Raw genomic sequence first — 22,207 nt, 5'->3', positions numbered from 1 at the left:
GTGCTGGGCTTTTTCTATCCTATTTATTTTCGTTTCTTATTTCCGTTTCTACAGCTCAATAATATCATGGCTGCCAAAAGAGCAGCTCCTGCTCCGATACAGGCAATCAATAAGAGGCTGGTCTGATCACCTGTCTTCGGGGTTCCTGATTCATGTATCTGTTCGGTCGTCTGAGTCGTCAATTCTGCAGTAAGCTCTTCCGTATCTTCAGTGGTTGCTTCCGTGGTATTCTCAGTTGTTATTTCGGTGCTGTTTTCGGTTGTAATTTCAGTACTGTTCTCCGTTGTTACCTCAGTACTGTTTTCGGTCGTTATCTCGGTTGTTGTCTCGGTTGTATCCTCGGTCGTTGTCTCGGTTGTCGTCTCGGTTGTATTCTCGGTCGTTGTCTCGGTTGTATTCTCGGTTGTCGTCTCCGTCGTTGTTTCTACTGAAAGTATCGTCTGTCTTACTTTTTCTTCCGGATGCTCCGGTGTAAGGTGCTTATAATATATTACAGGATCAAGCGCAAAGCCTTCCGATTCCTTCACCTCCACAACCGCATACCATCCAAACGGAAGTCCTGAAAATACGCATTCTTCCTGATCTGCTGAAATCGCAACCAGACTATCATCCGGCATACGAAATTGATTTTCCACACCACAGGAATTTAAAATCTCCGGAATTCCAATTGCTGTCAATGTCTCATTATTCGTCTGTTGTCTGAGTTTCGTCGTAAAGGTTCCGACTTTATACCGTTCATCATACGGCTGATCTTTGCCGGTTACCATATATACCTCATATACCGCACCCTCAAGTGAGAAACGGGTATCATGGTCTGTTATCTCCGGAGCTTCGCTTACTTTTTCAAGCCTTAATTCTCCGGTCTTAGCCGTATCCGCTACGGTTATCTCATACCGATAACTGCCCTCATCGTTTGGATCACGATTCTCTAAGGACATATCTACTTTTTGAGGTGTCAGATTTTTCTCAAAATATGCATTTCCCGAAATTTCGACCAGATAATAGATACCAGCCGGTAGTCCGTCTAATGTATATTCATCCTTCCTCGTAAGAGCAATCGTTGCTCCGTCGGTCGGGGCAAATCCTTTATTTATATCTGTCACCTTGCCCTTTCCATCCTCCTGTATCTCAAATTCTCCTGCATATCGAGCATCCTCCACAGAGCAACCTCCTGTCACATCCGCCATATATAAACGATAACGGATTCCTGCAAAAGAATACTCGGATGAGTGTGCGGCATATAACTGATCGGTCGTTTTATTCACCGATAAATTAATCTTAGAATTATGAACCTGAAATTCGTACTCCGAACTTTGCGTTGTAATCTCATGATAAACAGCTTGTGCCGGACGAAATCCCCGTTCCGTTGCACTCACAGCATCCTCCACCAGCACATACCAGCCAAGCGGAAGATCATAAATATCCCGACATAATGACTGGTCAATGTCTTCGCCCTTATAATCACTCTTTATTCCAAGTGTTATTGCCTCAGATGTCAGACTGACAGGTATTCCTTTTCCCTGTGCATTTACCATATACTCGCCTATTAATATAGAACTTCCTTCTGCATCGTAGGCAGTCTTATCATTCGGAACTTTATATAGTCTGAATCGAACTCCCTTCGTCTGTGATATATCTCCAAAATATGTCTTTATCAGGCGCAATTTTCCCTTTTCCATATCTTCGCTGACAGATGCATCCACCTGAAATGTGCTGTTCTTTTTTAATGTAAAACTCTTAACTTCCGAATCAACCCGATAGCCTGTATGAACGATTCCCGCGGTATCGTATGGATAGACATTTGCATCCAGATAGCCATAGGTATTTCCTTTTGCCGCATACCATCTCGCTTTACCGTCTCCGGTATAAACGGTATCCCGTTCTCTGTAATAATAAGTATACGAACTGTCCTTTTCCAGATTCAACTTTGTCCAGTAGTATATGCACGGCGTATATTTGTACTTTGTTATATAGTGTTGTCTTGCCGCTTCACTGTCAAATACTACATTTGCACCATCCTTATCCTGATATGCCTTTCCATCATAAGATACAACTATGTTTGAACCCGCTTTGTCCGTACAAGCTTTGTCAGAATAGACAGTATAGCGGATTCCTGCCATATTATAATAAGGTTCATCTGACGGAAGCCTGACGGCTGCCGGATTTACCGGATTCTTTTCTACTGTAAATGAACCATCTGTCAGACTTTTTCCCCAGTCAACAGTCATCGCAAATGTATATTCATATAAAACACCTGCAAAGCACGACTGAATCTTTTTATTATCCGGCACTACCGCATATGTAGTAAATCCATACTTCTCAGCTGCTGTCTTTGCTATCTTAGTGTTTCCCGACGTCTGAATATCTGCTGTAAACAGGAATCGATCTCCCGCTTTTAACCGCACTGTACTTCCACCTGTACAGGCTTTCCATTTGCTGTCTTTTACCGTATCATTCCATGTCACACATATCCAGAATGTCACGCCCTGACCGGAAGGAACTTTTACTGAAAAACCGTTTTCTGTTCCTCCTGACACCCGGATAACCTCCGTTCTTTTCTTCCGCTTCTGTTCAGGGGTATTATCACTGACATAAGCTGTTTCTGTTGCGCTCATATTATATGTATACTTCAATCTATTTTCTGCTGATGTCGGTGCAATATTCGTTACTACCGGACCGGGAAGCTTCCCGCCGATCATCAACTCTGCCTGTGCTCGCGTCAGCGGAGATGTCCCACTTATCGTCGCATCAGAATGACGGATTGAATTTAAAAGATTTTGAATAACAGTCTGTGACTTCTTCTCTTTATATCCCTGATATAATGCTTTTCGAATATTGCTATTCAACATGCTTCCATTATGTGCATACTGATCTGCCGCATCGTCACTATAAACGGCTGCTCTTGTTCCCCTGCGATGAACACCATCTGCCAGCGTCTCACCATACCACGGCATCTGTGCATCTTTGTCCCCACAATATACAGAAAACAGTTTGCTATAAGTATTGCCCTTATATCGTAATATTCGGTAATCCTTACAGCTGTTTTCTGCTTTCATTCTTCCAAGCCTGTATTCTTCTATGTCTGATTCTATGAGCTCCGGTAACGCCTGTACCGCTAATGCCATCTCAGCGGTTTCACCCGTTGTACTATCAGCCGTTTCCATGGCATCACTGCCTGTTGCAATAACTATCTGTCTTAGTGTCAAACCACCACCGGCAAAACTACCCAGCATTTCTGATTTGCCAAATGCATAAATCGACAAACATATACATACCAATACCACACATATTATGCCTGTTATCACCCGTCTTCTCCGGTTCCTCCGTCTTCTCCGTTTTCTTTCTTCTTTTTCAAACTTCATAGCGTCATCATTTCCTCCTCGTCTGTATAATTAATCGTCCCGGATCAACACACCCGAAACTCATAGCGTTCGCTTCCAAATGAAACCTCATCACCGGGGAATAACAATACCGGATATCCCTTCTTCAATGGATAATCATTGACACATGTTCCATTTGTTGACTCAATATCTTCCAATATAAAATTTGCATCTGCATAAGCAAGCTTCGCATGAACCCGGCTGATGCTCTCACCATGTAGTCGGCAGTCTGCCATATCTCCTCTGCCGATCAACGCCGGAATCCGGGTCACATACACCATTTCCGGCTGAGAACTATAACCGGAAAGTGAGACGAACATCCCATACGGCTGTCCGGTATTTAACACCTGTGTATCCGCTGCATTTTCGTCCGTACATATCTCGCACGATTTATCAAATAATCGTAGCTTCTCTACATCGCTCTCAATTTCATCGTCCGTAATGTCTTCTGTTTTCTGTTCTCTAAAAGCTGTATGCTGCAAAGGTTCTTTCGGGTATTCTTCGTATATCCTGTTATCTTCTGTCCGTTTATCAATCTCTATATATGCCAGCAATTCCACAGCCAGTAATATGCATATGCCAAATAACGGCTTCGTATGTTCCACCCGTCCATATCTTCGACATTGCAAATATGCCATTATGACCCCAGCTAAAAACGTCAGAATCATACCACCTATAATCAAGCTCTTATATATATTCCATTGATGTCGCATACTGATTCCCGCCCTGCTTCCTAAGTCGCTCAGGCTACTCTTTTCGATACTTACCTGATCTTCCGATTCCGAATCTTCCCTGCTCATATTCCAGACAGCTTCCATATCCCTGCAAGCATCATCTATCTGAGGTCCGCCCCCTTTTTTCTCTGCATATCCGATTCCCGACATTTGAAAGGAACCATCACATGATAATATCCGATCAAGTTCTGTCCCTAACTCTTCCGGATCAACATATTCTTCGACTATTTTCTGATACAGATCATACACCTTATCTGCCTGAACCCGATTCGTATGATCCATTCTACCAAGGTACTGTTCCATCAATACCCGCATCTGCATCCGCACACTTATCTGATATCCCGGCAGATAAGTAAAAACAAATTGTTTCTTATGGTTATCAAAAAATATGTATTCTTCCTGTAGAACCAGATCGTTCATCGCCAGCAGATAACGTCTGAGTTCCCAGATTACATGAAACACTGCCTGAAATACCCGCATGATTTCCTCCGGTGAAATCGACATAGATGCATACGAAGGATCCGAAGTCGGCTGTGCCGGCATGGATGCAAATGCTGCATCCATATCCATCATACCGGCCGCATATTCTGTAAGACCGCTTACCTTATAACAGGGATACCCCTCACCATCTATATAGCGAAGACGCATATCGAGAATACCGCTTATATGATTTCTCTGTAACATCTCCATCTCATATGATGGCTGACATACAACATCAGATAACAACATATATACATCAAATCCATCTGTGTCATAATTCTTTTCCATATAGCTGCCACCTCCTGAGATTATTCCCTGTATCCCGGATCTCCTCCTCCAGTTTGATTTTATTCTGACTGACTTTTTTATTGATCAGCAGTCCTATGCCCAGATGGTTTTCCTCATATTTCACAACAGTCTTTCGTTTTCCTACAGAATAGAACAGACTTCTGCTGCCCTTATCCCCAGACACACTGACCTCCAATTCATCCAGATTATTCATATATTCTGATAATGACTGAAATATCTGTTGTTCCAGTATCTCATCTCCTGTACCAGCCTGCCCGGCTATATAGCTTTCTTTATTGTATGTAATGGCATACGCTTCTCCGCGGGCAGCTGCCCGGTTGATCTGCATGAACATCATATTAATTGCAATAAATACAACAGTAATAACGATCGGCATAAGCACACACATTTCAACTATGATCGAACCGGCGTCACCCTTTATACGCTCATACGGCCTGTTATTCTCCATAACCATACTTCCATATTCATACGCCTTGTCAGTCTTCATAGCCATACATTGAGTTTTTCTGCCCTTCTCCATATTCATATCCCCTTTCTGTCTTCTATCTGCCACATTCAGAGCAATAGGGAAGCCCAGTCACATCCGACCTGCGAACCCTTGTCACCGTACGTTTCAGTCCTGAACACCCTATCGATAGATGATAACGGTCACCCGTCTCTGTCACATACACCGCAGAATCTGCATGTTTTCCTTCTGCACATAATTCACAGGGAGATAACGAATTCTGTATCTGGTTCAAGTTCGTTTGCCGGATCGTCAGCCGGATGTGATAACAGTTTCTGCTGGTATGGCAGACATCACCTGTCTCTGCAATATATACATAACTGTCATCGTTATCTGCTCCGTCCAAGATCAGACCCACATATGCTTTCTGGCAAATCTGCTCAGAAACCTTCCACCTGATTATTCCGATAAATGGAATCTCCTGCTGCAAGCCATACCCAAGCCGCAGATAGATGCATCCATCAGTCGTATCGTAATCCGCCTGACTTATCCGTATCCCGCTACTTCCACCTGTTACATATCGGTCAACCATATCCGCATCATCTATATAGGTATGAAGCACCATCCCTGCTGTAACAGCGTCTAAGCTCGCGTCAGCTTCTGAATCTGTCAGTTCCATATATTTGGTCTCTGCCATATACTGTGCAGTCTCCTGCATCGCTTCATATACCAGCATTCTGGTCTGAAGGAGATTCCCAATCTGGAAGCAGGCAAATGCTGCCAATAAAAACAGCGGTAACACCAGCATGGCTTCTAATGTTGCACTTCCCCGATTTCCTGTTTGTTTCTGATCTAAAGGGATGGTCTTATACACTCTCTTTGCCCTGCGCATGGCACCAAAATCTAACTTTCCGTGGAGAGACGGGGACATTATACATACAATTATTCTTTTTACGTGTATCATTACCATATTAACCATGCCGCCTGACAAGCAAGAGAGCATATAACACCACCCCTTATCTTACTTTGTAGTAGTTTTTTCAGACCCTCTCCAAGGTCCAAACGATCACCAAATGTCACAAGACATTACTATCTTGTTCCAATCCTGATACGACATATCTCTGCAAACATCTTGATTCAACATATCTCTGGCAATTATCTCTGTCCCTGATATGAAGCCTCTATAGCAATGCTGAAATTTGTCCCATGCTTCCGGATATCAAGGTCTGCCGTGTATGCACAGATACAGTCTCTCATCAAAAACTCCGGCTGTTTTTCCCTTACAACCATCTGCATAACATCACACATGCGCTCATATATGACATCTCCTTTTTCTGCCAGAAACAGGAATAAAAATGTCCGGTAATCAACACCATCCGCACCTGAATAATCCATCCGATCAAGTTCAGTAAGCTTTCCGATACTGTCAAAATCTACAGTCCACTCCGCGCCTGTCTTTACAAGCGGAATCTTATGGCCTGCAAGTAACGAGCGAATCTCCACCAATGTCTCCGCATAAGACAGACATGCCACTAACAGATATTTGGCGGCTCCATATGTAATTCCCGGTGCAAGTGATAATGTAAGTGCTATACTATCGATCTCTGCCATCTTCTCCGGGTCAGTCAATAATACCGCCATATTAACAGGCATCCTGTGAAGCACTATCCGGTTTACAACGGCCTGCAGGTTATCATAATCATTATCCCGGCCTGCGATCAGGTACTCGACTTCGCATTGCAACGGATGTCCCTTTCCATCGGTTCTTGTAAAATAATCAAAGCACGTCAACCCATATAGCAGTTCTTTCCCTGCATCTGTCATCTCCGACAGACCATTTCCGGCTTCTCCACTCTCGGATGAGCCGCTTCGGGTCATCTTCTGCATATCTGCTTCCAGACGATCAATATCCTCAAATGAAGTATCCACGCTGCAATCATCCTCACCATCTGCACGATCCTGTCTGCTGTCCGAATCCTTTTGTCCGGTATGGGACGGAAGCTCGCTCATTTCTATCTTCACACCTGATACACCGGAATTCTCCGGAAGTACCAGATCAAGCAATCCATGCTTCATCTCTCTTTGTAATACTTTTCTTGGATCTTCACCTTGCCAGTCACCGGATTTCTCACTTTCTTCCAGCTTCCCTGTTGCAATCTCCTGTGCCATAGTCTCAGCCGAACGATCATCCAACCGCATCCATTCTCCAATATCCTTTACTGCCTTTACCTGTAAATACAAAGTCATATAATCGCGGATCTGCTCTCTTAGCAGCGCACAATGTGAATCCATCACAGATTTCATTCCGGTAAGACTGACATCTTGTATCTGAAATCCATATGACGAAAGTGTATAATCCAGATAACGAAGCATTCTGTCTTCCAATGCTCCCTCTCCTCTGCCTGCATACGTTTTATCCAGCAAAAGCACATGATATTCCTCAAATATCTGCTCCTGATAATCGGCTTTGATATGCTCGGAGGCTCCTTTCGCAGCCTCCGATACCCTTGCTCTGTCCATATGAAATTCAACCACTCCGATAGCCGCAAGGAACAAAACCAGAAGACTTATCAGTATCAGACTGAGAAATACTGTGATCTGTCCCTGATTTCTCATTCTGACCTCCTTATCAATAGATCTTCTTTGCACTCTTACCGATTGATTTCCATATGTTATTTACAAGCGTCGTAATCTTGTTCTGAAAGATCAGAACCATTGCGATCAACACAACTGTGATCAGTAAAATCTCTACAACACCCATTCCACTTTCATCTGTTAAAAAACGTTTTACATTCTTCATAGCTCTCTTAGGTTCCGGTTTATCCGGCACCCTTCCTCCTTCTCTTTTATTTCATTACTTAACTTTTTTCGATTTGAACTTTCTGTCCTGACATTATTTATAATCCCGACAATATTGATCCAATTATGGTATTCTTTAAAATCCCATCAGTGCAGGCGCTATCACGATAATCATTACAACGCCCAGTTGTAATATCATAGGAAACAACAGTCGGGTTCCTGCCTCCTCTCCTTTCTTCTTTGCAAGTTCCCGTTTCAACTGAAGTGCTGACAGTTCTTCCTCTGCAAGCATATTCAGGATATCTCTTGTACCTTTTCTGATATTCTGAGAAAGCAGCGTCATCATCTTCAAATAGACCGGAAGCTCCAGTCGATTTCCCAATCTGTAATACCCTTCTGTCTCCGGTATGCCTGATCGGATCTCATTTAATGTATAATTGATCTCCTCCGAAAGGATACGACTATCCGTCATAGTAACGATCTTTAGAAGTGCTCCTTTTACTGTCAGACCCGCTCCCATATACAATGACAACAGATCGACAAATGATGGATATGCCTGCATCAGTTCCTGATTCCGCTTCTGTCCTGCCTTATGCAGATCAGAATATCCTTTGCAAACCAGAAGAACACCAATACTTACACATAATAAGAACACTATAAATGGCAAAGGAATACTCTTTTTTGTCGTAATAGCGTATCCGTCCAACTCAGCCGGAAGCTCTAACTGCCGGCTGTCATTTGACTGAAGCTGCATAAATCGGATCTGCTCTTTCAGCTGATCTATAACCTGTTCCGTCTTCGTCTTTTCTTTCCCGGTTATACGAATCGGATACTGCCTTACCGCCTGAAAATCCTCATACGATAACGTCGCCGTCAGATTGACCAGAACCGGCTCCGGATAATCACCATCCAGAATCGCACCCTTAAAATCCACACAGTCATCACGGTCTATCTCCCACGAAACATCAAGTCCGAGGTCTTCGATCTCATCAATCAGGTTCAGATCCTTCTTCACCTGATCTGCGCTCTCATTTTCTCCCAGATACACTGAATCCAGATATTCAAATCCCGCATCAAATGCCTGCTCTATGCTGTCGGCATCATACATGACTGGAAGCACCGCAACATGAAAATGTTTCTGTTCTCCATCGATCTCTGTCTGCAATTCCATACTGCTCTCATCTCCTCCATATGAGTCGCGATCCAGCACCACCTTTCGTTCCTGACTGAATTCTTTAACCCCTGCGGCAATCATCAGAACCACCATTAAGATCAATATCATAAGAGTTCTGGATATCAGCCCGGTATAATAATCTTCACATATCTGTCCCAGACGTTCTTCTGATACTACATGAACCTTACGCAGACCGGCTCTGACCCTCCTGTGATCCAGATACCTGCCATACCTTTTATATAATCTTCTTACACCCGGTAACTCCATCCGTCACACTCCTATCCTGATCATTTTTCTACTCCACGCAGCAGAAAGGATACTTACAGCCAAACAGATTGTCATAATCAGTCTGCCTGCTATATTCTCATACAAAATATGTATATAGCTTCCATTTGCGATCCGCAGATATGCTAGAATGAAAAATGGAACGATCAACATAATCTTCTGTTCATATTTTTTCGCTGCGATCATCGTCTGTATCTCAAGCTCCACTTCCATCTTCCGGCTGATATCTGCCGCCGTTGCTTTCATAATGTGAACCATGTTGCCACCTGTTCGTTTTGCCACACCGACAACCTGCGCAAATTCCGATATCTCACGAACTCCGGAACGCTCTCCCATATCCTGAAGCAGATATTCTATATCTTCATGCATTCGAAGCCCACGTATCACCCATTTCAATTCCTTCACGATAAGACCAGAATCTCCATATAACTTGCGCATTTCTTCATATGCCGCCGTAAATGCATTTTCAAATGCATATCCTGCTCCCATACTTGCCGCAAGCGACTGCACCATATCCTTAAACTCGACATATAATTGCCTTTGTCGTTTCTCTATGCATCTGCTTCGAAAGACTCGAAGTGCCGCCACACCTCCCGGCGCTGCAATCAGTATAGGAAGCGGAGAATTGTAATATAGAAAACTAATGATCCCGACAAGCCCCAGATATAGGATCAGACACACCGCCACCTCAGGCAGAGACAGTCTGTATATTCTATAATCTGTTTTTCTTCTTGTATCCTCCTGTCTGTTCATCCCTTTCTTCCTTTCTGTCAAATCTTCCGCCAGTAACCTTACCGGAGATTCTTCCGAAAATGCCGCCGGTAACCCTACCGGAGATCCTTCTGAAAATACTGCCGGAAACCTTATCGGAGATCCTTCCGAAAATCTCACACCCCGGCACCTTCTGACCTTACCTCCGCACATAATACGCTCTTGTAAGCTATCCCGGCACGTAGGAACTTCTCCTGATGCAGCAGTTCCGCCCGCGCCCGAAGTCTGCCTGTAACCTTATGCAGCTGAAAACCATCTGTCACATTTTGTTCCGACAGTGTTCCTGCTGCCGCATAAACCATATCTGTAACCTCCTGTTCTTCTCCCGCCACCATCTCCTCAAACTCATATATCGTATGAAGTTCTACCAGTCCTTCACGCATCCCGGTCACCTCGGCAATCTCCAGCACCTTTCTGGAACCATCCCTCAGTCTTCCAAGATGAATAATGACATCTACAGCAGATGCGATCTGTCTGCGAACAGCTTCCAGCGGAAGCTCCATTCCCATTAATACCATAGATTCCAGACGAGTGATCATATCTCCGGAAGAATTCGCATGTCCGGTAGAGAGGCTCCCATCATGTCCGGTATTCATAGCCGCAAGCATATCAATGGCAGCCGCATCCCTAACCTCTCCTACGATCACACGATCCGGCCGCATTCGAAGACTGGACTTAATAAGCTCCCGGATAGTAACAGCATTCGTTCCCTCTACATTTGAGTTCCGACTTTCCAGCCGAACGAGATTTACTACATTCTTCAACTGTAGTTCCGCAGAATCTTCGATCGTAATAACCCGTTCCTGCTGTGGGATATAATCAGATAATGCATTTAGAAACGTAGTCTTGCCTGCTCCGGTTCCTCCTGATACAAAGATATTGTACCGAGCTTTCACCAGCCGTTTAAGGAACTCTGCCGCATCCTCTGATAATGCCCCAACCTCAATCAGGCGTTCCATCGTCATTTTCTCTTTCGGAAATTTACGAATCGTCATCGTCGGTCCATTTAATGAAATCGGCGGCAATACCACATTCACACGGGAACCATCCGCCAGTCTGGCATCCACGATAGGAACCGCCTCATTTACAATACGATTACAGCCTGCAACGATCTGCTGAATGATCGAAGCCAGACGTTCCTCATTCTCAAATGTCTGATCAACCTTATAAACCCTGCCAGATCTCTCAATAAAGATATTGTCATAGCCATTGATCATGATCTCCGTCACGCTCTCATCCTCAAGGAATTCCGACAATACATCCATCCGCCTTACAGTATTAAACAGCTCCTTTCTAAGTTTTATCCGTGCAGGCAATGGCAGCTCTGTCGTTCCCTTATATTCCATAATGCACTGATCGACCAGCCGTCTGACTTCCATATCATCGATCTCCTGTGACATATCGAGCTCCGCAAGGATGCGTTGCTTCATCTCATTCTTTATTTCCTGTTCCATAACATCTTCTGCTACCCTCCCTGCCATTTTCTTCCATCAGGTTTCCCGCACAACGAATCATCTCCGCACTGTCATATTCAGCATTTGGAACTTCTACGCACTTCATGCGGCTGACGATCTTTCCAAGCTCCTGCCGTTTCAAGCAATTCCGGAATACTTTCACTTTCTCCTTCGCATATGCTTCATCAAACGCCGGCACGATCACATGGTCAAATGCTTCCAGAACCGAATTGTCACCAAGCACGCCTCCATCAATATCACATACGATCGTGGTGTATCTGCCCCATGCATAGAGCCGATCTAAGAACCAACACATATCTGCCGCATCCAGATTTCGAATATCCAGATAGGATCGGGGAGAATCAATAACCCCCATCTTCCCATCCACAATGACGCTTCGTTCCACATAATCAAGTATCTGATCCGACCTCGTCTTAATCAGATAAGCAAGCTCCGACATCGTATACCGCTCCTGTTCTGCTCCGATAACTGTCGAAATCCCGTACGCCTCAAATCCGATGTACAGACCGCCTCTTACCTCGTCCAGATAACAAATACACTTCGATAATCTTGTCTTCCCACAACGCCCAAGCGGTGAGATAACAGCATATGAACAAAATAATTCACTGGACAGGCTCTCGCATCCTGCCCGGAAAAACCGCAGTATGTCCTGAACGATCTTGTCTGCATCTTCATACTTACAGATAACATTCTCTGCATTATGCTCCGACATTCCTATCACACACAGCTCTGTGTATGTATCCCAGAACGCCGCATCAGCCATCCAGTCTTCTGCAACCAGTACCAGATCCAGATGATTGCCTGTAAGATATTCCGACAGACTCTCTCTCGTTGAAAATGCAAATGCCAGAAAAGAATTCCCAATATCAGCATTAATATAGTTCATCAGACTAACTGCATATCTGATATCCGGATCACAGATGCCAAGCTTTCTCTGTCTCATACAGCAACCTCCTTTATCCATATACTACATACACCAGACACGCCAGCCAGATAGCCAGAGAAAAATGAATCCTGTGTCTCTCTGCCCTGCCATCCAAACCACGCCGTTTCTTTTTGCGGATGAGCAGATTTATCACATAAAACAATGACAATATTCCACCTGCAATAAATGCATACAGTAAGATCTTCCAGATCATAAATCCACAAAATGCTCCGACAGCCGAGAATAATTTGATATCTCCCGCACCAAGCCATCCTGCCAGAAACATCACATACAGAATACCGATTGGAATCCATATCCCTGCAAGTACACGAATACTTCCGATACGAACTCCATTCTGCCAAACGGTGATAAAAATACCTGTCTCAAGTCCTAACAGGATCAGCCAATTCGGAATCTTCCATGTTCTGATGTCATATAATGCTGCGATACCCGCAACCAGAATCATACCTGTGTTCTCAATCTCTGCCGATATCTCTCCCTCCTTTCATCTGACCTATATATTTCTCCTGTGAACAGCTACTCATCTTCGTGTCCGTCAAGAGCGTATCCATACGTTAGCATTCTGAAAAAGCGAAGTAAATACGCAGAAAATAAACTATATTTCACCATTCTGAACTTGACACAGATTCCCGCACATGACACAAATCAGCACATCTTTCCATCGGTAATCTGTTCTCGATAAAAACCATTACATTACCTTGATAATTCACCTTTACCCATTTTCTGACATCAAAAAAAGACCTGCCGAAACAGATCTTTTTCTGATACACATATGTAATTTTCAGCACTTGTGCTATTTTGAATCATAGACGCATTGTGCTATTTGATTTTGAATGTAATATACTTTTTGCCGTATCCAACGTATAAACGATATGTCCCTTTTTTCAGCTTTGAAAGATCATAATGATCTCCCAGATTGAATGTAACATATTTGCGGCTATGTGCCGGCAGGTCATACCAATTTGTCCATGTAATATTCTTTTCTGCTACTGTCTTCCATTTGCCATTTTCATACTTTTTGAGTTTCCTGTTATTGTTGTATCTGCGCTCTTTGTTGGTTCCGTTATACAGCATATAACAAACCATCATATAGTCCGAATCAAGCTCAACAAGCTCTGCTTTCACAGATTTTCCCTTGTATGCCGAAAGTGCTTTCACAACCTGAATCTTTATCTTATATACAACCGTTCCTGACTCACTTCTGTACTTTGTCTGTACAACTACAGTCCCTGTCTTTTTACCGGTTCTGATCGCCATGCCATTCTTCGTCTTTACAACTTTGGCAATCTGCTTATTCGATACCGTCCATTCTGCATTTTTCAGCTTATCGGGTATCTCATATACAGCATATATCGAATAAAAATGCCATGTAGTATTCGTAGCTATCCACCGTTTCCATGAATGTGTCGTGATGCCTCCCTTTGCATTACTTCCACATAACTCTGCTTCCGATGCCTGAACGGAAGCCTGTGAAACAGCTCCATCCTTAAACTCTGCGGCTTTACTGCTGATACCTGTTGTTACCACCATAGCCAAAATCAATATGCTGCTCATTAAACATTTAAACGCTTTTTTCATGTTTTCTCCCTTTCATATAATTCGCCTTTACACGTCCCTCTGTGATCAATATGAAATTGATATCTTATTTTATCATATATCTTTCTGCATCTGGTATATATCAAATCTTAAATTTTGCTTTTAAAGTCTCAGATATGCTTCTCGCTACCGAATCTTTTGCAGTTTGCCGTTCTCCATCCGGTATACATGATCGCACAAAAGATCTATATCATCTTTATTATGACTGGCAATCAGGATCGTCTTATTCTTCTGCTTTTCCTGCATAAAAACAGCACGCATATCGTCTACTCCATGACTGTCCAGACCATTCATTGGTTCATCCAGTATCAGGATATGGGGATCTTCCATAATCGCCTGCGCAATTGCCAGACGCTGTTTCATACCAAGTGAATAATTCTTCACTTTCTTTTTCAGTGCCGGATCCAGCCCAACCTTTTTCAGAACCTGCCGTACCTGTTCCTTATCTCTTTTATGTGCGATACAGTACAGATAATCCAGATTCTTAAAACCTGTTTCATTTTCCAGAAATGAAGGATTCTCAATGATAACGCCTGCATCCTGAATCATTTTTCCTCCACGCTTCATTTCCTGACCATCTACCCGGATTTCCCCGGAGTCAGCATACAGAAGGCCGCAGATACATTTGAATAATACAGATTTTCCTGATCCGTTATGTCCGATAATTCCTGTAATCTCACCTGTCGGACAAGTCAGCGTTACTCCATCTAATACTGTCTGATCTTTGAATTTCTTCGTAACATCTTTTATCTCTATCATAATATTCTTACCTCTCAATCTTCCCTTACCCAGTCAAACTCGATGTAACAGATCCTTATCATCGATACAATAAATGAAATCACAAGAATACATGCGATGATCCATTGATATTCCGATAGTTCGGGATAGTTCCAGTCAAGAAACAACTGCTCACCATAAGTTGACAAGCGATACCAGGAAAATATCGTAATATACGGAAGCCATTTCACAGTAAAGAACACACCATCTGAAAGACTAACTAATGCGATTCCTGCCATTATACTAAGTGCAGCTACACGATTTACCAGAATACTGATCGTAAACATCAAAAGTCCTATCATAATTGATATTAGCCATACCATAAGGAAACACAACAACATAGCTTCAAGCGGAGTGTATTTGCTGATTATCACCGGCGATGGCTGTGTCATGATATTATAAGCGTACAGATTTCCACTATATGCCATCGTATATATCATCTTACCCCAGTCCTTCTGAAATGATATATGCGGTACAAATACCAATATACATATTGCAAAAGAAATCATGGTAAATATGAATGTAGATAATAGCATGGACACTATCTTTCTCAGATACCAGCATGGTCTTCCCTGTCTGACAATAGAGAACAATTCTTTCTGATTGAAAAAGGGAACATCTGAAAACAGATAACAGATAACCAGACCATAAAAGGTAGCAAAAAATACATTACTGTAAATATGCGGAACCATCCAAATCGTAACGCCCTCACCAACCCGGTCAACCAGTCGATCGATACCGGAAGTAACGGCTGCCGCCAATCCCAGTACCATTACAAATGCGCTGATATACCGAAATGATCTTAATTTTAATATACAATCCTGCCATGCTCCACGCAGGACAAATCTAATCTTACTCATTCCAATCCCTCTGATTCAAATAACGAATTCCATAAAGCAATACAATAAAATAACTAAGAATCTCCGTATAGTAGACAAAAGCAGACTGCCCCGGATTGGATATATCAAGAAGTGCCACTCCCATCCAGTTTAATGAGATCGTACTGCCTTTCTCCCAGCCAAATAGTCTCTGTACAAAGACATCCTGCAAATATATAAAAACGATTGGAAAGCCATATACAGCCATCTGATTATGAATCAACTGAGAGATCAGCAATCCCATAAGTGCCATAATTCCTGCCAGACAAGACAGATGGATCGTACATGCCAGAAAATATAACAAATATTTTCCTTTCAGTATTAGCAAATAATATGCTGATTTTGCTATTTTAATATGTTCTATGCTGTCTGCTTTGTAATCTGGAATTCCAAGATAGAAATAAAAGGTAATTCCTGCTATAATAAACGCTACAAAGAAAACAACAAATGCTGACAAAAAGACTACTATAACTCTGGAATAAATATATGTATTTCCATCTCCCCTGAGAATCATCTGCCGCTTATACTTATGTGATACATCCTCTACATAACTGGATGCGTATGGTACAGATGCTAATGCCAAAGCAATCACAATTAATACTACTTGATTTACAGATGAAACCCATCCAATAATATCTGTCTCCATATTTTTATTATAAAGCAGCGCTACATAAATCAGAATAATAGTAATCGGATTTTTCCATGTAATAAATGCACGTCGCAAATCTACTTTTAAATAACCACAAAATGCTTCCATTTTCTCATCCTTATTGTATAATAATTGCTCCAGTCTCAGCATTCACTCTAAGTTCATAACGAGAGGTCGATTCACCTTCCGGAGTTTCCTCAATGCCAAACGCCCAAACAGGAATTAATTTTTTTGCATCTTTGCTACTTTTTTCAGAGTCTACTATTAATTCTGCAGAAATAACTTTTTTTTCGACTCCATCAACAATATTTTCATAATAATTTTTTACCACATTCATAATATCGTCAAATTCCATTAACGCCACTGGCTCTCCGCTATTTTCATATAAATACAAATTTTGAAGATTAAACGAAATAATCCCATCCTTATTATACATAACAGTTAACTGTGCATTCCGATCCTCAGCAGTCTCATCAGCATATACATTTTTCTGGAAATCCCGAAGTCCACAATAGATCTTATGAAAATAAAATAAATACGTATCATCCTGATCTGACCAATCCTTTTTATATTGATCTGCCTGAATATTTCCATCTATATCTATATGTTCTTCTTCTGACTGAAGTGTTACATGATCCAGATAATATACTTCATAAGAAAAATCTGTACTGAGATCAATTCCACAATTTGCAAAACTGTTAACAATATCTTGTCTTGCCTGCTCTACATTCCCAAAGGAAAATACTTTTTCCACGGTATATTTATCTAAATTAAAATCATCATATTTTTTATCATCTCGAACACACGCGTTTAATATGCTACTCTTTACTGTATCATACGAACATGCATCTATCCCCCATGAATAAATTTGATCATACGCATCATCTGTCATTTTATTACTAAGTATACATTCCTCTTCTGTATTTATTGTATTAGTTCCATCATCCGGCATAATCATACGTCCTATCTTCTCATAATCGAGATCAGCCATATGACTTATTCCATTATTAAATTTTGCATTATTGGGATGTATATGTTCTATATCAATTGTTAACTCCTTTGATTCATATTTATATTCTGTGGGAAATATATTGTCATTTTTCCCATTCTGCACAGTTTCTGTTTTTTCCTTTTCTGATGTCACCCCACAGCTACACATACTCCATCCTACAAGAATAGTCACAATAACCAAAAGAATATTTTTCATAGCCATTCTCCTTATTTCCATACTATACAGACCTATGCTTTTCTACACAGGTCTGTATAATTAATATATAATCTTTTTATATTTACTATTTATTTTATGGACAGTATCTTCCAATCCCCCTCACATTACCATATCCGGACGGCGCTAATGCGTATACATAATATGATTTATTCTTATACACTTTTGCACTATAGTCTTTACTTCTTGTATTTCCCAAACTTATTTTTTCATACTTTAATGCACCCGAAACCTTTTTATGATTCGCATTATATGAAGTAAAATAAAGCGAAGGACCATTACTAAGTGTTGTTTAACGTAATATAAAAAGACTGCTCTGCATCACTTTTTGTTGTCATCTTGGAATATGGATCTTTCGGAACCATTCCTGATACATTAGACGATGTAACATCTAATGTAACAGTTCCAGCAGATACATTCATAACACCTGCGCCACCAATACAGCCAATAATTGCAGCTGTAAGAATTGCCTTTGATAAAAATTTCTTTATCACGTTTTCCACTCCTTTACATAAAACTTTTAAATAATGACTACTTTGTTAGATATAATTTGCATGCTCATAAATCCCTATATCATTATACGCACTATATTAGATTAATAATATTTATTTGTCAACATAATTTTAGGTTATCTAACTATCGTTTTTCGATATATCGATTACCTCTATATGTTTTATGCTTTACATCTGAAAAACCTATGTTATAATATCTGCATGAGTCTTTATCGGGAACGCACAACATTACTAATGTGTATAAAAGGTTCGGAATATGAGTGAGGTGTTGCTATGGACAACAACAAAAGTAATTTCAGGAGGGGATCTGTTGAACTTATGGTTCTGTATCTGTTAAGTCTGAGAGACTATTATGGATATGAATTAACTCAGATTTTAAAGGAACAGACAAATGGTGTTATGGATATACCTGTAGGATCACTGTATCCGGCACTATACAAATTAATTGATGCAGGCTTGATTTCTGATTATAAGATGCCTGCCGGGAAACGTCTAATGCGTGTATACTATCATCTGGAAGCTTCGGGTAAAAAGCGCTTAGAGCTTCTGTTAAAAGATTACCGGGAAACACACGAGGCGATCAACAATATTTTAAACTATACAGGAGATGAGAAAATCCATGAATAAGCAGGAACAACGTGCAGTTAAGCGTTATTTACATGATATAAAACGAACACTTCCTGTATATCGTAAGGTGGAACGCCGTTTTCTGTCGGATATCCATTCTACGATAGAGGAATATGCCGAGACAGGTGCTGTTATTACATCAACTACATTAAGACAAGAATTTGGGGAACCAAAAGATCAGGTGATTTTATATCTTTCTTCAAAAGATGGGAAAGATCTGGAAAAAGACTTATCCGTATCCGCCTGCATCCGATATACCGCATATATAATTATTATTGCAGTTATCACTGCATCCTTTTGTTTCATTTATACAACCTACAAATCCTATGAACATGTTTTACAGGCAGATATAGCTTATACCGAAACAGTAATTGGGGAACTTCCGGATTGTGAATGGGAAGATGGAAATCCTCCCGGAGATGCAGTATTACCAACCGAAGAATCAACGACAACAGAAACAACAAATTAACGAACACAGCCCCCATATAACTAACCTGGCTATATGGGGGCTGTGTTTTTATGTCTGTTTTTTATTTAAACATTTTCTTCGTTCTGTGGAACTGCTTCCGGCTGGGATGTAGGTGCAGCTGCCGGTGCGGATTCCTGTACAGGCTCTGCCTGTGGTGCAGGTGCGACATTCTGCTGCGGTGGCATCTCATTCGTCTGTGGTGCCATGCCCTGTGGCGGCATTCCATTCATCTGTGGCGCCATACCCTGTGGTGGCATTCCGTTCATCTGTGGTGCCATGCCCTGTGGTGGCATTCCGTTCATCTGTGGATTGTACATGCCCTGTGGTGGCATTCCGTTCATCTGCTGATTGTACATGCCCTGTGGTGGCATTCCGTTCATATGCGGATTATACATGCCCTGTGGTGGCATTCCGTTCATCTGTGGATTGTACATACCCTGTGGCGGCATTCCGTTCATCTGCTGATTATACATACCCTGTGGTGGCGTCTGCTGATACTGGTTGCCACTGTTCATAATACGGTGTTCCTGTTCCTCTACTTCTCTGTACTCTTTCTCCAGAGCTGCGATATTCTCCAGGCCCTTTGCAGCGCTGTCGAACAGATGCTTGATCTCCTCCGGTGCTTCTTCCTTATTCAGATTGTAATAATATCTTCCGATCTCTGTATAGATTCTGTCAAGATTTGAATTCTCAGATGAGATCTTACCTTTTATCTTCGTCTTCTGTGCAGCACATTTTGTACTGTCAACTGCCTGATTGGCTAATGACTTTGTCTTTTCAAATGCATTCTGAAAAAAATTACCTGCCATTTTCAAATGACCCCCTTACGTTAATCATCAATATATTTATTTAATGTCTCAACAACATCATTCAGATTGTATGGCTTAGCTATGTAATCGTCCAGTTTATTCTCAAGGATTCGTTCCTTATCGCCGAACATCGCTCTCGCCGTTACTGCGATAATTGGAAGTCTCTTTCTCTTTTCCTTCTGCTCGATCTCACGGATCTCCTGCGTAGCTGCGATACCATCCATAACAGGCATCTGTACATCGAATAAAGCGGCATCGTAAATCTTCTGCTTGAAGAGTTCAACTGCTTTCTGACCATTCTCTGCAATATCATAAGAGAAGCCTGCCATACCAAGCAGCTTACCGATTACCTGCTGATTAACCGGTTCATCCTCTGCTACAAGGATTCTTGCTTTGCTGTGTGCATTGATTGAGAATACTGCCGGTTCTTCTTCCTTTTCAACCTCTTCTAATGCATCATCAGATGCCTTTACAACCTTCATAGGTACTTCTACGATGAAAGTAGAACCAATATCTTCTTTACTCTGAACCTGAATGTTACCACCCATCAGTTCAACGATCTGCTTTGTGATTACAAGTCCAAGTCCTGATCCGCCGTATCTTCTTGTATCAGAAGAATCAACCTGACTGAAACGGATGAACAGCTTGCTCATGTTTGCTTCTGAAATACCGATTCCGGTATCTGCAACCGCCATACGGATCTTAACTTTATTTTCCCCTTCCATATCCATGGATGCGATCTTAACACGGACACTTCCTTCGGAGGTGAACTTGATCGCGTTTGATAACAGGCAGTTTAATACCTGCTGAATTCTCTGTCCATCGCCCTTTACCAGCTTTGGAATATTGTTTCCAAATGAACAGTCGAGCTGTAACCCCTTATTATTTGCAAGTGGTACCTGTGCAGCAACCGTCTCCTCGATCGCCTGCTTGATATCAAATGTTTCTTCTTTGATCTTGTATTTTCCTGCTTCCAGTTTACTGATATCAAGAATATCATTGATCAGTCGGAGCAATGTATCCGCACAGTTCTTTGCGGTTACAAGATTATCTCTGTAATCTGCCTGAAGATCATCTGCCATCAATGTAAGCTGGAGCATACCCAGAATACCATTGATAGGTGTACGGATCTCATGGCTCATATTTGCAAGGAACTCAGCCTGTGTCTTATAGGCTGCATTCGCATCAACAATTGCCTTGGACAATTTGTTCTCTGTATCTTTCTGATCTGTGATATCGATAACGACCATGTTAATGTAATCTGCTTCTGACTTATACATTACGGTATTGAATACCTTCTGAAGGGATTCCATCGTGATCTCGACATCCATCAGATCTCCTTCTTTTGTTCCGGAGTTATTATATGCCGTGAACCATGCATTGATATCCTGAAGAACTTCAATCTTGCTCTCCTTCAGGTTCTTGCCGGTGTAATCACTAACATCGAGTTTGAAGTACTCGCCAAAGATCTCGTTTGCATCTACGATCTGATAACTGGTTCCGTTTACAGGATCTTCTATGATCTTTGCCTGCGCAAATCCGATTGGCAGGTTCATAAATAATTTCTTATATTTATCCCCCTTGCCACCATTGCCTCCGGCACTGTCACCGCAGACGATAAACAAGCCTCCAAATGTTACAATCGCAGCAAGTATTCCAACGATCAGAGCACCCGCTCCTACCCCTGCAACACCTAAGATACCAGCCAGAAGGCCAAGTACCGCACCGGCTGCTGCGACCGGTTTCCAACCCAACTCCTTAATTTTCTCCATTGATGCACCTCTATTTCTACTTTTTTGAATCTAATACTTTGACTCCACATGTTATTATATTATAAATGAATGTTAAGGTCAACGAGATGATAAAA

The 22,207-nt window shown here is 41.8% G+C and carries 22 protein-coding genes; 2 read left to right on the top strand and 20 right to left on the bottom strand.

The features are described from left to right. Positions 1 to 23 precede the first annotated feature (23 nt). The 18 genes from GT641_RS12975 to GT641_RS05915 all read right to left on the bottom strand — a co-directional run bounded on the left by GT641_RS12975 (position 24) and on the right by GT641_RS05915 (position 18,417). Positions 24 to 3,362 carry a hypothetical protein gene (locus GT641_RS12975; protein ID WP_192919808.1) on the bottom strand — a complete coding sequence of 1,113 codons (3,339 nt, stop codon included), beginning with the start codon at positions 3,360 to 3,362 and terminating at the stop codon, positions 24 to 26. Positions 3,363 to 3,406: 44 nt separating this feature from the next. Then, entirely contained in the window at positions 3,407 to 4,882 is a 1,476-nt protein-coding gene (locus tag GT641_RS05995; RefSeq protein WP_161117061.1) for a DUF6382 domain-containing protein, read from the bottom strand. Further along, positions 4,866 to 5,423 (bottom strand): hypothetical protein, encoded by a 558-nt coding sequence (locus GT641_RS05990; RefSeq protein ID WP_161117060.1) that lies wholly within the window; start codon positions 5,421 to 5,423, stop codon positions 4,866 to 4,868. The genes GT641_RS05995 and GT641_RS05990 overlap by 17 nt, the downstream gene beginning before the upstream one ends. 22 nt (positions 5,424 to 5,445) lie before the next feature. Continuing rightward, positions 5,446 to 6,222 carry a TadE family protein gene (locus tag GT641_RS05985; protein ID WP_161117059.1) on the bottom strand — a complete coding sequence of 259 codons (777 nt, stop codon included), beginning with the start codon at positions 6,220 to 6,222 and terminating at the stop codon, positions 5,446 to 5,448. Between the two features lie 281 nt (positions 6,223 to 6,503). After that, positions 6,504 to 7,964 (bottom strand): DUF5702 domain-containing protein, encoded by a 1,461-nt coding sequence (locus GT641_RS05980; protein WP_119963476.1) that lies wholly within the window; start codon positions 7,962 to 7,964, stop codon positions 6,504 to 6,506. Between the two features lie 13 nt (positions 7,965 to 7,977). After that, positions 7,978 to 8,178, bottom strand: a complete 201-nt coding sequence (locus GT641_RS05975) for a Flp1 family type IVb pilin (RefSeq protein WP_347475262.1) — start codon at positions 8,176 to 8,178, stop codon at positions 7,978 to 7,980. Between the two features lie 105 nt (positions 8,179 to 8,283). Continuing rightward, positions 8,284 to 9,588: a type II secretion system F family protein gene (locus tag GT641_RS05970; RefSeq protein WP_161117058.1), complete on the bottom strand. Its 1,305-nt coding sequence runs from the start codon at positions 9,586 to 9,588 to the stop codon at positions 8,284 to 8,286. 3 nt (positions 9,589 to 9,591) lie between these two features. Next, on the bottom strand, positions 9,592 to 10,359 hold the full coding sequence (locus GT641_RS05965; RefSeq protein WP_161117057.1) for a type II secretion system F family protein: 768 nt from the start codon (positions 10,357 to 10,359) through the stop codon (positions 9,592 to 9,594). Then, on the bottom strand, positions 10,319 to 10,507 hold the full coding sequence (locus GT641_RS05960) for a hypothetical protein (RefSeq protein ID WP_161117056.1): 189 nt from the start codon (positions 10,505 to 10,507) through the stop codon (positions 10,319 to 10,321). The genes GT641_RS05965 and GT641_RS05960 overlap by 41 nt, the downstream gene beginning before the upstream one ends. After that, entirely contained in the window at positions 10,494 to 11,831 is a 1,338-nt protein-coding gene (locus GT641_RS05955) for a CpaF family protein (RefSeq protein WP_161117055.1), read from the bottom strand. The genes GT641_RS05960 and GT641_RS05955 overlap by 14 nt, the downstream gene beginning before the upstream one ends. Then, complete coding sequence (locus tag GT641_RS05950; RefSeq protein ID WP_161117054.1) at positions 11,809 to 12,795, bottom strand: hypothetical protein; 987 nt, start codon at positions 12,793 to 12,795, stop codon at positions 11,809 to 11,811. Before GT641_RS05950 ends, GT641_RS05955 begins: the two co-directional genes overlap by 23 nt. Before the next feature lie 13 nt (positions 12,796 to 12,808). Next, positions 12,809 to 13,243: a prepilin peptidase gene (locus GT641_RS05945; RefSeq protein ID WP_008400422.1), complete on the bottom strand. Its 435-nt coding sequence runs from the start codon at positions 13,241 to 13,243 to the stop codon at positions 12,809 to 12,811. Positions 13,244 to 13,617: 374 nt separating this feature from the next. Continuing rightward, positions 13,618 to 14,376 (bottom strand): immunoglobulin-like domain-containing protein, encoded by a 759-nt coding sequence (locus GT641_RS05940; protein ID WP_161117053.1) that lies wholly within the window; start codon positions 14,374 to 14,376, stop codon positions 13,618 to 13,620. Between the two features lie 144 nt (positions 14,377 to 14,520). After that, complete coding sequence (locus GT641_RS05935) at positions 14,521 to 15,153, bottom strand: ATP-binding cassette domain-containing protein (protein ID WP_161117052.1); 633 nt, start codon at positions 15,151 to 15,153, stop codon at positions 14,521 to 14,523. Between the two features lie 14 nt (positions 15,154 to 15,167). After that, positions 15,168 to 16,031, bottom strand: a complete 864-nt coding sequence (locus GT641_RS05930; RefSeq protein ID WP_161117051.1) for a hypothetical protein — start codon at positions 16,029 to 16,031, stop codon at positions 15,168 to 15,170. After that, positions 16,024 to 16,806 carry a hypothetical protein gene (locus GT641_RS05925; protein ID WP_161117050.1) on the bottom strand — a complete coding sequence of 261 codons (783 nt, stop codon included), beginning with the start codon at positions 16,804 to 16,806 and terminating at the stop codon, positions 16,024 to 16,026. Before GT641_RS05925 ends, GT641_RS05930 begins: the two co-directional genes overlap by 8 nt. 10 nt (positions 16,807 to 16,816) lie before the next feature. Beyond that, positions 16,817 to 17,905, bottom strand: coding sequence for a hypothetical protein (locus GT641_RS05920; RefSeq protein ID WP_161117049.1), 1,089 nt, complete (start codon positions 17,903 to 17,905; stop codon positions 16,817 to 16,819). 299 nt (positions 17,906 to 18,204) lie between these two features. After that, positions 18,205 to 18,417 carry a hypothetical protein gene (locus GT641_RS05915; RefSeq protein WP_161117048.1) on the bottom strand — a complete coding sequence of 71 codons (213 nt, stop codon included), beginning with the start codon at positions 18,415 to 18,417 and terminating at the stop codon, positions 18,205 to 18,207. A 291-nt stretch (positions 18,418 to 18,708) separates the two neighbouring features. Here GT641_RS05915 and GT641_RS05910 point away from each other — a divergent pair, with 291 nt between their 5' ends. Further along, positions 18,709 to 19,062 carry a PadR family transcriptional regulator gene (locus tag GT641_RS05910; protein WP_161117047.1) on the top strand — a complete coding sequence of 118 codons (354 nt, stop codon included), beginning with the start codon at positions 18,709 to 18,711 and terminating at the stop codon, positions 19,060 to 19,062. Continuing rightward, positions 19,055 to 19,531 carry a DUF6120 family protein gene (locus tag GT641_RS05905; protein ID WP_161117046.1) on the top strand — a complete coding sequence of 159 codons (477 nt, stop codon included), beginning with the start codon at positions 19,055 to 19,057 and terminating at the stop codon, positions 19,529 to 19,531. The genes GT641_RS05910 and GT641_RS05905 overlap by 8 nt, the downstream gene beginning before the upstream one ends. A 65-nt stretch (positions 19,532 to 19,596) precedes the next feature. Here the strand turns inward: GT641_RS05905 and GT641_RS05900 are convergent, their stop codons facing one another. Together GT641_RS05900 and GT641_RS05895 are read right to left on the bottom strand one after the other, a co-directional pair. After that, entirely contained in the window at positions 19,597 to 20,340 is a 744-nt protein-coding gene (locus GT641_RS05900) for a hypothetical protein (RefSeq protein WP_161117045.1), read from the bottom strand. A 20-nt stretch (positions 20,341 to 20,360) separates the two neighbouring features. Next, a complete protein-coding gene (locus tag GT641_RS05895; protein ID WP_008400436.1) occupies positions 20,361 to 22,112 on the bottom strand; it encodes an ATP-binding protein in 1,752 nt (583 codons plus the stop codon). Positions 22,113 to 22,207 lie beyond the last annotated feature (95 nt).

This window comes from Clostridium sp. BIOML-A1, from assembly GCF_009874105.1.
Classification (GTDB): Bacteria; Bacillota; Clostridia; order Lachnospirales; family Lachnospiraceae; genus Coprococcus.
Note: the sequence above shows the minus strand (reverse complement) of the source record. Positions and strands in the feature narration are given on the sequence as shown.